Raw genomic sequence first — 12,192 nt, forward strand, 5'->3', positions numbered from 1 at the left:
ACCCGGCGCCGCTCAAAGAACGCGGTACATAACGGATTTATTTTGCTGAAAGGCTACATCTCCACATCTTCTGTAATGATGCGCTTGTTTCTTACCGAAGAAACAATGCTGAATACTAGCGAAAGGACAGCAATCACTAAAATCGTTCCGGAGATCGGCCGTGTAAAGAAGCCCAAAAAGCTGCCCTGGAAAATGGTAAGCGACTGCAATAACGTTTTCTCCAGCAGGCTTCCGAGTACAAAGGTCAAAATAACCGGCGCCAGCGGAATTTCCGCCTTTTTAAATAGGTAGCCTAAAATTCCGAACACCAGCATCGCTCCTACGTCAAACATGCTGTTGTTCAAGCTGTAAGTGCCTACGATCGTAATCATGATAATGATCGGGAACAGCAGCTTGAACGGAACCATCGTAATACGTGCCCACAGGTTGGCCATCGGCAGGTTCATAATGAGAAGGATCGCGTTGCCGATAAACATGCTGGCGATAATGCCCCAAACAAGATCCGGGTTTTTCTGGAACAACGTAGGCCCCGGCGTAAGACCATGCATAATAAACGCGCCCAGTAATACGGCAATCGTCGGGGAGCTCGGGATGCCTAATGTGAACAGCGGAATCAGCGCGCCACCGCAATACGAATTGTTCGCCGTCTCCGGACCTGCGACCCCTTCCAAAGCACCTTTCCCGAAGCGGGAAGGATTTTTCGACAGCTTTTTTTCCATCGAATAGCTTAAAATTGTCGGGATAACCGAGTTGGTCCCCGGAATTAACCCGATAATAAAGCCGAGAACGCTTCCACGGCCAATCGCCTTCATGGATGGTCCCCATTCTTCCTTTTTAGGAAGCAGCCCTGTTACCTTCGGAGGCTCGGGCGCTTTGCCGCGTAAGCTGGCTTCCGCACTGAGAAACAGCTCGGACAATCCGAACATCCCCATCGCGATTGAAATAAAATCGATGCCTTTCATCAGCTCTGTCTGCCCGAAGCCGAACCGGACGATACCCGAGCTTTGGTCCAGGCCGACAAACGCCAGCGAAAGACCGAAAAGCGCCCCGATCAACCCTTTCAGCAGCGATTTTCCCATGAGACCGAGCAGCAGGGATAGCCCCAAAATGACAAGCGCAAAAAATTCCGGAGGCCCGAACTTAAGCGCCTGTTTGGCGAGAAACGGACCGATTAACACCAGACCAATAATGGAAATAATGCCCCCGATAAACGACCCGATGCCTGCGATGCCTAGAGCCGCGCCCGCCCGTCCCTGCTTGGCCAGCGGATACCCGTCCAGGCAGGTGATTAAGGAAGCGGCTTCGCCCGGCGTATTGATCAGCACTGAGGTGATCGTCCCGCCGTACATGGAGCCGTAATAAATGCCCGCGAGCATAATGATAGCTGAAACCGGCTCCAAGGCAAAAGTCAGCGGCAGCAGCAGCGCCGTTCCGGCCGTCGGACCAAGCCCGGGCAATACCCCGATAAACATCCCGAAAGTGACGCCGATCAGGCAATAAAGCAGATTGGTCCAGGTTAACGCCGTTTCAAATCCGTTCAGCAAGTACCCAAGTGATTCCATGATGCATTCTCCTCCTACCAACCAAGATCGTTTACCGGCAGCGGTACTTGCAGCATAACGCCAAATACCCAAAATATGATAAAGGCGACGGAAGCGGAAAATCCTAGGCTCCAATACCATTTGTAGCCGCGCATGAAAAGGATGAACAACGTGACGGTGCTACCGATCAAAAAACCCGTCAACGGTACCAGAACCATAAAAAGCACGAGCGATCCCATGCAGACGAGCACGTTGACAAGCCCTTCTCCTTTCGGCAATACACGGGCAAAAAGAATAATGTCCTTCTTAAACGCTGTCACAAGATATACCGCCGATAACAAGAAAATAAAGCCGCTGACCCACAGCGGCAGCAGCCCGGGACCCGGACCGTACTCACTGTAGTAGCTCATCGATAATGATTCCCAGAACATGACGCCACTAAAAAGAAGAAAGAAGACAGCCATATAAACGCTTATATTTTTCAACGGAAAGCACGTCCTTTAATATAAATTGCATCCATCACCTTACCAGCCGAGCAAGCTCTTTAATTCGTTAACGCTCGCTTCTTCTTTTTTCAGCATTTGCTTGAAGTCTGCACCTTTGGTCGTGTCGATATTTAATCCCATGTCGCTCATCTTCTTGGCGTGCTCCGGATTTTTCATCGCTTTCTCAAACGCGTCCTGGAGCTTGGCGACGATTTGCGGATCCATGCCTTTCGGTCCGGCGATGCCGCGAATGGAGTAATTGTCGATACTCACGCCAACCGCTTCTTTTAACGTCGGCACATCCGGCAGCTGCGGCACGCGATTCGGCATCATGACCGCAAGCACCTTTAACTGGCCTTCTTTCATCGGCTCCACCACTTCCCCGACTTTCGCCATAAGCACGTCCACGTGGCTGCCAAGCACGCTCGTCAATGCCTCCGCCGTACCGCCGAATTGAACCGCTCTCAATTTGGTGCCAAGCTGCTTGTTCATTTGCAGGGAAGCAAAATGGTTCCCTGAGCCGACACCGTTGCTGCTTGCGGAAAGCTCGTTTTTCTTGGCGTATTCGACCAGATCATTGATGTTGGAAAACCGTTTGTCGTCCGTGCGGACGGCGATAACGCCTGCATCAAGAACATGGTTAATAATAAAATCGAAGCTGTCCAAGTTTTCTTTGCGCTTCGCCGTCGGATTAACATAACCGGTAATGAGGCCCGGCGTATTTACGTATGCAAGCGTGTAGCCGTCGGGCTTCGCCCCAAGCAGCTCGGAATAACCGATCCAGCCGCCTCCGCCCGGCTTATTTTCTACAACGACGGGAACCCCCAGTTCCTTTTCCAATATAGGAGTCAACAAACGTGCACCGAGATCGGTACCGCCGCCGGCCGCAAACGAAACAATCAACGTGATCGGCTTTTTCGGATAATCCAACTGCGTGGTACTAGCTTGAGTGCCCGCCTGCTGCTCGCCACCTTTTTTGGAGGTGACCGGCGATTTCGCCGTACAGCCAATCAAAGTTCCTAGTCCCAAAACGCAAACTGCTGTAAGCGCAGCCATTTTTTTCATAAAAAAATACTCCTCCCGTCTATAAAATACTTTTTACCTCATTGCCGTTGCATAGCCGTAATGACATCCAGCCATTTCGCCGGTGTTTTGCCCTCGAATTTTTCCTTCAGGTTAAAGTCGGAGAGCAAGCGCAGTTTATCCCTTGCCGCTTGCGACATTAACGAATCCAACCCGGCTGCCTTCAGCATCTGGATAGAGCCTTCGAGTTCGGCCGCTCTTCTTACGGCGTGGATCGAGGTTCCCGTCACCAGCCGGTTCATGCTTTGCTCAAAGCTTTTGCCGTCCATCGTTTCGCCGATCGAGCCAACTACCAAGTCCTCGACCTGGAAACGGTGGGCTGCCTCCAGCATTTCAATCAAAAGAGCCGCGGTGCCTTTCATGTAAATGCTGCGGATTAATTTTACCGCGGAGGCGTCCCCGGGATTTTCACTAACTTTGCTAATTTCCATTCCGTAAGACGACATGTGCCGTATCAGAGCGTCCGTTCCGTCACCGCTTGCAAGGATGGGAACTTTATGCCTGTAAACCGGCAAAGGCCCCATCATGGCCGCATCGACAAAGCAAACTTCCTTCTCTTTGACGTTGCCGCTTATTTTGTTTTTGACATCAGGATTGGAAGCGGATACATCAACATAAATGCAACCCTTTTTTAAATGCGGTTTTAATGTATCGCTCACTTCATATGCTTTGTCCGCGGGTACGGCGACGATGAGAATGTCTGCCTGGTCCAAGACCCCCTCCGATTCGGTCTTTAGTTCCACTTCAGCTTTAAACGCCCTCTCTTTTACAAGCGAGCCGAATACAGGATGATTCCACAGCGGGTCATATGCAATAATTTTTCCAAAACCTTGCTCTTTTAGTCCTGACGACATTTCAAAAGCAGCTTCTCCAAAGCCGATAAATCCCAGTTGCATGTTCACTTATCCTTTCACTTATCCTTTCAATTGATTTTCTTCTGGCTGCTGCCCCACGAACTACAAGCCGAAAGGTTCCATCTTCGCTTTGAGCCACGCGGGCTCGATATTGCCGCTTCTTATCGCTTGCTTGCGTTTCTCCTCATAATCCGCTTTTTTCTCGGCCAAGCCCAGCACGCTTTCAATCATATCTCTCGGTACGACAACAACGCCATCGTCATCGCCGACGATTAAATCGCCAGGCTGCACGGCAACTCCGCCGCACGATACCGGTGTATTCAGCGTGCCCGGTCCGTCTTTATGCGGCCCGTTAGGAACGAAGCCTTTGCAAAAAATCGGGAGATTCAATTCACAAAGTGCCTCACGATCGCGCACCGCCCCGTCTATAACAATACCTTCCAGCCCTAACGTCTTTGCTGCTTCGGCCATTAGCTCCCCAAGGTAAGCGTTTGCAACATGTCCCTTCCCATCCGCAACCAATACGTAACCTTTTTGCCCGATGCTAATTGCCTTATGAAGAAAAAGGTTGTCGCCGGGTCTTAAGCTAACGGTCATCGCGGTGCCGAACACCTTCATCCCGGAAGCGACGGGTTTGATCGCATAATCCATGGCGCCGGCGCAGCCCATTACATCGCTGAGCAGCGTCGTATTTAGCAGTTTGGCGCGTTTGATGATGTCTTCAGACAATAAAGGCGGATTAGTCCCGGAATACAAACTAGTCATTTATGATTCCCCATCTTCCTGCTATAATTTTAAAAGTAGTAAATATGACAACATTAATATCATGATGTAATATTTATTACTTTCTTTATCGTAATAGTAACATTGATTTTTTTTGATGTAAACCCTTTTTTCAGATGGCCGAACAAAACGAAAAAACGTCAGGAAATAAGGCCCGCTGTGAAGGGACGGCCCTAATTCGCTGACGCACGCATGTATAAGTTTTGCCGAAAGCTGCCGAAGGAATGAACGACAGAGAAACATTTTCAAGTTAAATGATAATTCGTTTCCTTAAGAATTGAATCCAGCTTATCCAGACGCTGTTTTGTTTTCTCGGGAACGTTAATGGCGACTGCGCTTATGATGTAATCGGCTACAAACATCGGGGCGATCACTGAATTATGAAATGCGACGCTGCCCACATCGCAGGGCAGTATAATATCCGAATATTTGGCTAAGGGGGATGAATAGCTGTCGGTAATCGATATCACTTGCGCGTTGTTTTCTCTGGCTGTTTTTACATATTCGAACACCTTTCTGGCGTATCTGGGGAATGATGTGGCGATGACCAGATCCGATGAGGTGTAATTGTGTACTCTTTCCGTCCATTCAAAATGATCCGCATGAACCAATTCGCAGTTGCCAAGCAGCCGATTCAGCCCGTAGTTTAAGCATTGCGCGACCGGAAGACCGCTTCTAACGCCGGTGCAGTAGATGTGGCCAGCAGAAACGATCATGCTTAACGCTTTGCTTAACGTTTCCCCGGAAACCATTTCCACGGTCGATTGAATGTTATTAATATGGTTTTCGGCGCAGCGGATCCATAGATCGCTTCTATTTACGTCTTTTAGATTAGCCGCCAGCCGGGTATTCGGATCCGCCCGATTCCGCAAAATTTCCTGAAGCCCTTTTTGAAATTCGGTATAACCCGAATAACCGAGACTGAACGCTAATCTCATAATTGTCGTCGTGCTCGTTCCAACGATACCGGCAAGCTGATCGACCGTCAGGAAAGCGACGTCCACCGGATTTTTAATAATGTAGTCGGCCACCTTGCGCTGCGTTTCCGTCAGTTCGGAAATTTTATTTTTTAACTGAAGGATAGGATTGTCCATAGATCGGCTCCATTTGTTGTAATTTTTATTACTTTCTAACGAATGCATTGTAACATTTTTATTTCTCCAATAAAAGGGGACTTCTATCACAGAGGAGTTGTTCTCGTGGAAGCTCCACGCTATCGTATCCCGATAACTTAATAAGCCGCTGCTTTCGATCTGCGAAAAGCCTACCGAGATTATGCGCATATGTTTGTGTCTCAAAACGGTTAAGCACATATGTTTGTGTCGTGAGACTGCGACACAAACATATGTGCTTTCAAATAAAAAATCCCCAATTAATATTCCTCGAGTACAGTGCACTTGTTAGCCCTATTTTGATGCTAATAAAATTCGCCAGTTCTTTTTACTTTAGATTTGGCATAATTGACGTAGGAATGGGTGCTGCTTCTGCAGCTTTAACATATTCTTCGACTCTGTATGGCAATATGACACCTGCATCTTTAGCTGCAATTGCTGCTGCTTTCACCTTTTGCACATATGCCTCATGCGTTGGGTAAAGCTCTTTAAGCTGAGCTTCTGTAAATGGAATGGTGTATCCACCAAGGGCAATTGTTGGTCCAGCTATATATCGGGCAATCGGTACTTCAAGTTCTGGAAGGCGAATTCCTCCTTTTGCGTTCCCGTATTGGTCATTCATATAACTGGTTTTTGTCGAGGATAATTCCATCGGTTGCATCTGAGGAGGAGGATCACCTCCGTTGATCCATACATTAATATGTTGGAATGCTGCATCGACTGTATATATCCAATTCACTTCACTTGATCGTATCGCTGAATAAGTATTTATAGAGTCTGTTAACCCGTCACGGTCTGTCTTTTGTCTTATGAGTTGCATTGTTCTTACTGGTGCATGTGAACCACCTGCGATCTCCCATGATCGAAAAAAGTTAGTGTCTGGTTGTCTCTGTGTATAATAGTAGAGCGACTCGGTTTGAGAGTTAATCTGCATGACAGGCGTTGTCAGATCATCCCGAACCTTCGTTTTGATAGATCGGCTATGCTGATTCGGGTCTGGATGTGCTATTGCATCTTCAAAATCAGAAGCTGCCCCTGCATTAATAATGGGTACAATCGCATCAAACGTATGCTCTATAGGCTGTATTCCGTTTGTATACGCTAGTAGCCTATTACCAGATTGGGAACCGCCAGCGGCAATTAACTTTCTGACATTGAGCCCTCCCATTGGATCCACTTTGTTTCCTAGAGACGCATTAGGATTCTTATTGCTATTCCTTGTTGGTCCTACAGCACGTGCAGCCTGAGTAAATATATCGTAGGACACCCCATCATCGGGGATGGAAAGACTTCCATACCGTTCCGCGTCCCATGTAACTAAACCCTGTGGTTTATTTTCATATCCATGCACTCCCAGTGGTTGAGCAGACACGGAGACATAGGCGAATCCATTTTTATATATTCCGGGTGGATCGGCCATTGAAATCTCGTAACCATTGCTAACATTGGCCCACTCAACAATAACCGTACCATTGAATTTAGAAGGATCGATTGGGCGTCGGACTAAAATACGAGTTTTATAAGGTGAAGTGCTTCCTTTTTCTATTGTCCATTTTCCATCTGGACTCAGCTCCCCTACCGCAGAGTAACGCTGAGCATCACCGTTGATGAAATATTCTTCTTCAATATATCCTAACTTTTTAATGTCTCCAAAATATGTACCAAATGGCCAACCATGTTCTCCTCCTTTGATTGGTCCAGAGACTTTAAATCCAGATTTCTTTGTTGCAGATTGTGAGTTTGATTCATTTGGAGAGGCAGATGCAACACCAACAACTAATGAGGATACAAGTACTACACATTGGATAATCGCCAATATTTTTTTCATTTTTCCCTCCATAAAATTTGATTTAAAAAAAACGAAAAATGTATTCGCTTACAAAATCATAAATTCATCACTCCCTTCTTCTAAGAGTGATTTAAAGTTAACACAACGTGTAAAACAAATAAAATATTTGTTTTTTATCGTTAATAATAAAAAATTTCTTAGTCAATATAATGTTTAGGAATTATTATTGTAAAAGTGGAACCTTTACTCATAGTGCTATCAACTTTTATTCTCCATCCATGTTTTTCAACAATTGTACTTACAATTGATAAGCCTAATCCTGCACCTCCAGTTCTCCGGGAGCGTGACTTATTTACTCGGTAAAAAGGTTCAAATATATGACTTAATTCACTAGATGGGATCCCAGATCCTGTATCAGCGATCTTAATCAATCCTAGCCCTTTTTCAGACTCTGCTGTTATTACAATTTTACCGCCATAAGTATTATATTTGATTGCATTTTCAACTAAATTGAAAAAAGCTCTATATAAGAGACCTTGTATTGCACAGATAGTTTCCAATTTACAAATGATTTTTATCTCTATCTTTTTTTCTTCGAGTTGCGGTTTTAGTTCAGTAAAAATTGAATCAAATAATTCCCTTAATACAACGGGTTCAAAGTAAAACATTTTTTTTTCGTCACCAAGTCTTAATAAATCGTCCACTATATTTAGTAATCTTTTTACATTTCGCTCAGTGATCATAAGTGTTTCTTGATAGTCAGACAAAGATGGATTCTCGTCTAGATAAAGTACTTGTATTCCTGCAGTTATAGTTGCCAAAGGGGTCTTAAGTTCATGAGCTACATTAGACGAAAATCGCTTTTCTCTTGAAAATGACCTTTCTAATCGATCAAGCATCATATTAAAAGAACGCCCTAAGACCCCAACCTCATCACTTCTTTCAGTATCCGATATCCTATATTGCAAATTATCCTCGGTTATGTTTAAGATTGTCTCACTTAATTTATGAATCGGACGGAGCGATCTCCTTGCGACAATATATACCATACTCATCCCAAAGATAGAAACAGCGGTAAGTACAGTGAAATTAAATTTATCAAATTCTTGTTTTGCAAAAAGAACATTCTTTCTTGCTTCCTGGAGGACTTCACTCTCCTTAGCTGATGAATCAATTTGTATCTGCATATTTGCCAGTGAAGAGGTTAGTTTTAAAAATAGTGTAAAAGAATTATATAGTGACGCCAGACTTAGCAAAACGGAACATACTATTAAAATCCCCCCAGTTAAAAGGGTGATTCGCATTCTCAATGAAATTTTATTTGACAATTTCATTATATTATCTCCTCTAATTTATATCCTACACCTCGAATATTTTGAATGATATCTGGGTTACAGTTGACATCTGCCAATTTTTTTTTCAAGGAATGTATATGATACTTTATGGTATCAGGAAATATTTCGGCATTACTTTCCCAAATATGATTTATAAATTGAGATACAGTTATAACTTCCCCTTGATGAAGCATCATATATTCTAAAATTGAATATTCTTTTTTTGTCAAATGTATTTTTGTCTCATTATAAGAAACTATCTGATTTGACATATTCAATATTAGTCCATTACATGAAAGATCATTTTTTTGTTGAATGTAAGCAATGCGTATTAAGGATCTTATCCGTGCTCCCAATTCTAAAAAGTCAAAGGGCTTAGTCAAATAATCATTAGCACCCATATCTAGTCCTTGGACTCTATCGGCTATATCACTACGGGCAGATAAAATCAAGATTTTTGTCTTCAAGTCCTTTTTACGTATTGTTCTTATTACTTCCAAGCCATCTTTGCTAGGGATATTTAAGTCTAGAATAATGACGTCATATGGATTTAGACTGTAATAATCTATTGCTTCTTCACCATCATATGCTATGTCAACAGCATATCCGTATTTCAGTAAACCACGTTTAATGATTGAAGATAATTCCTCTTCATCTTCTACAAGTAGTATTTTCATCAGGGACCTCCAAATAAAGACAAGGGAACTTGGTTTTTGTTCACCTTGTCTTTTGTATACATTTGATTTAAAAAAAGAAAAATTTCTTTTATTTTTCATGTAATTAGAGTCTAAGTTTACTTAGTTTTAGTATTTGATAAATTATTATTCATATTCCAAGTTTCTCGTGACAAGTTATAAATTAAATTTTAAAAAAAAGCTAACCATATAGTATCACTAATTAGTCTTTGTCGGTTGTAAATTCGGTTTGGCTGGTTCCGGAATAGGCGCCGCTTGTGCAGCCCGAATGTAATCATCTTTGCGATAAGGCAAAATAATTCCTGCTTTTTCAGCAGATTCTGCTGCAGCTGTGACCTTAGCAACATAATCATCATGGGTAGGATAGAGTTTTTTAAGCTCCTCAGTTGTAAATGGAATTGTATAACCTCCAAGACCATAAAATGGGCTCACCGCATATCTCGCTATAGGAACTTCCAGTTCCGGTAACCTTATCCCTCCCAAAGCATTGCCAAATGGGTCGAAGGCATAATTTTTATCATTTACTGAAACTTCAATCGGGTTCATTTTTGGAGGAGCTTCTCCTCCATTAATCCAATTATTAACATGAAGGATAGCTGCATCAACCGTATACAACCAATTGACATCACTTGAACGAATCGCAGAATAATTTTCCATTGAGTTAGTCAATCCATCACGATCAGTTTTTTGTCGAATAAATTCCATCTGTCGTGTTGGAGCGTGTGAAGCGCCTGCGATCTCCCAGGAACGGAAAAGATCTGTGTCTGGTTGACGTAACGGGTAATAAACTAACGCTTCAGTTTGTGTATTAATTTCCATCACCGGTACGGAAAGATCGTCGCGAACCTTAGCTTTTACGGCACGGCTGTGCTTAGTCACATCAGCATGAGCAATCTCGCTTTCAAAGTCAGACGCAGATCCAGCTACAAGCATTGGCATCAGAGCATCAAAAGTTTTCTCGATCGGTTGAATTCCGTTTGCATAGGCCAATACTCGATTTCCTGATTGTGAACCACCTATCGCAATTAATTTTTTTACTGGAAGTCCGCCCATTGGGTCTACAGCATTGAGGTTACGATTAGGTCCGATTGCTCGAGCTGCTTGGGTAAATATGTCATATGAAACACCGTCATCTGTTATGGACAGGCTTCCATAGCGTTGGGGATCCCACGAGGTTAACCCTTGGGGTTTTTCTTCATAACCTTGTATACCGAGCGGTTGAGCCGATACGGAAACATAAGCGAATCCGTTCTGATAAAGTCCAATCGGATCGGCAAACGATATTTCATAACCGTTGCTAACATTAGCCCATTCAACCACCACAGTGCCGTTAAATTTGGATGGATCGGCCGGTCTACGAACAAGAATTCTAGTCTTATAAGGTGCAGTACTGCTGGACTTCAAATTCCATTTCCCATCAGTTGACAACTCTCCAATAGGTACATATCGTTGTGCAATGCCTTCCATAAAATACTCTTCTTCAATATAGCCTTGGTTTTTAATATCTCCAAAATAAGCACCGAAGGGTCTTCCATGCTCTCCACCCAGTACAGGACCTGATATTTTAACCTCAGGTAACGTGAATGGTGATGTAGCTTTTGGAGAATCTGTTGACTGAGGTGATGTATTTGAACTTAATGAGCAAGCAGTTAGTGATAGTAACAAAACAACCGCTGTAGTTAGTACAATAACTCTTTTTATAAATTTTCTATTTGATCTCATTTCTTACCATCCTCCAATGTATATTTTCAAACAGATTGAATTGTTCGCTACGGAATAAAACTATTAAACATCTCAATCTGTTAGTGCTAATATAACAAACCGATGGTTGAGAAATCGTTAGTTTTTTGATATGAGTAAAACAGCTTCATTCTGCTGTTAGACAAAGGAATTTTTAGTATCTGTGGGATATTTAATTACCTAATAATCTTTTCGTTTAACAAAAGAAGGTGTCCTATAGCCATTTCCATGACTATGAGAACACCAACCAACTTCTAAAAAATCACTACTATCCAAAGACCTTACTTTCCAGCTGAGCAAAATCTCTTCAAAACATTTAAACCAGAACATTAATAACAGAATTCTCATTCTTACCAAGTGGAATTATCTGCAGCTAGCCAACTTCTGGATTAAAGACGACAAGAGTTTCCTCTGAATTATCATTGAAATACATACTAATTGGACCCAGTTCCATACAAGAATCTTCTTATACCAACTTATTAAAGACGAATAATGCCTAAGTTATTTTCAATTGAAATTTTGGTTCCAAATGACTCTGAAAGTCTTTGCATTCGTTTTAGAATTCTCTCTGCTACCTCAGGTTTTGGTACTCTCGGAATGCCTCTTTGTGAAATGGGAGCATCATAACCGAATTCTTGAGGATGAAGGATAATCTCTTTTAATTCTCCATTATCGAACTTGCATTCTGCAGTTAACGATTCCATCGACTCCATATTCTTTAAATCCGAATGTCTTGTTATCGATAATGGTGGCCACATATCCATATTGAACTCTAC

General features: G+C 43.2%; 10 protein-coding genes and 1 pseudogene. All 11 read right to left on the bottom strand.

Annotated features, from left to right (window positions below; translation table 11 throughout):
• Positions 1–53: 53 nt before the first annotated feature.
• On the bottom strand, positions 54–1,562 hold the full coding sequence (locus ABEA66_RS22245) for a tripartite tricarboxylate transporter permease (protein ID WP_345590877.1): 1,509 nt from the start codon (positions 1,560–1,562) through the stop codon (positions 54–56).
• 14 nt (positions 1,563–1,576) lie between these two features.
• Positions 1,577–2,005 (bottom strand): tripartite tricarboxylate transporter TctB family protein, encoded by a 429-nt coding sequence (locus ABEA66_RS22250; protein WP_256865229.1) that lies wholly within the window; start codon positions 2,003–2,005, stop codon positions 1,577–1,579.
• A 60-nt stretch (positions 2,006–2,065) separates the two neighbouring features.
• Positions 2,066–3,091 (bottom strand): tripartite tricarboxylate transporter substrate binding protein, encoded by a 1,026-nt coding sequence (locus ABEA66_RS22255; protein WP_079908862.1) that lies wholly within the window; start codon positions 3,089–3,091, stop codon positions 2,066–2,068.
• Positions 3,092–3,129: 38 nt separating this feature from the next.
• On the bottom strand, positions 3,130–4,005 hold the full coding sequence (locus tag ABEA66_RS22260) for a prephenate dehydrogenase/arogenate dehydrogenase family protein (RefSeq protein WP_079908861.1): 876 nt from the start codon (positions 4,003–4,005) through the stop codon (positions 3,130–3,132).
• A gap of 60 nt (positions 4,006–4,065) precedes the next feature.
• Positions 4,066–4,728 carry an RraA family protein gene (locus ABEA66_RS22265; RefSeq protein ID WP_345590879.1) on the bottom strand — a complete coding sequence of 221 codons (663 nt, stop codon included), beginning with the start codon at positions 4,726–4,728 and terminating at the stop codon, positions 4,066–4,068.
• A 263-nt stretch (positions 4,729–4,991) separates the two neighbouring features.
• Positions 4,992–5,840 (bottom strand): MurR/RpiR family transcriptional regulator, encoded by an 849-nt coding sequence (locus tag ABEA66_RS22270; RefSeq protein WP_345590881.1) that lies wholly within the window; start codon positions 5,838–5,840, stop codon positions 4,992–4,994.
• A gap of 346 nt (positions 5,841–6,186) precedes the next feature.
• Positions 6,187–7,686: an alpha/beta hydrolase domain-containing protein gene (locus tag ABEA66_RS22275; RefSeq protein WP_345590883.1), complete on the bottom strand. Its 1,500-nt coding sequence runs from the start codon at positions 7,684–7,686 to the stop codon at positions 6,187–6,189.
• A gap of 158 nt (positions 7,687–7,844) precedes the next feature.
• A complete protein-coding gene (locus ABEA66_RS22280; RefSeq protein ID WP_345590885.1) occupies positions 7,845–8,981 on the bottom strand; it encodes a sensor histidine kinase in 1,137 nt (378 codons plus the stop codon).
• The gene (locus ABEA66_RS22285; RefSeq protein ID WP_345590887.1) at positions 8,981–9,658 is read right to left on the bottom strand and encodes a response regulator transcription factor; all 678 of its coding nucleotides are present in this window, start codon (positions 9,656–9,658) and stop codon (positions 8,981–8,983) included. The genes ABEA66_RS22280 and ABEA66_RS22285 overlap by 1 nt, the downstream gene beginning before the upstream one ends.
• A gap of 216 nt (positions 9,659–9,874) precedes the next feature.
• Positions 9,875–11,398, bottom strand: coding sequence for an alpha/beta hydrolase domain-containing protein (locus tag ABEA66_RS22290; RefSeq protein ID WP_345590889.1), 1,524 nt, complete (start codon positions 11,396–11,398; stop codon positions 9,875–9,877).
• Positions 11,399–11,895: 497 nt separating this feature from the next.
• Positions 11,896–12,192 (bottom strand): annotated as a pseudogene (locus ABEA66_RS22295) (hypothetical protein); the annotation flags it as partial.

This window comes from Paenibacillus vulneris (genome assembly GCF_039543185.1).
Classification (GTDB): Bacteria; Bacillota; Bacilli; order Paenibacillales; family NBRC-103111; genus Paenibacillus_S; species Paenibacillus_S vulneris.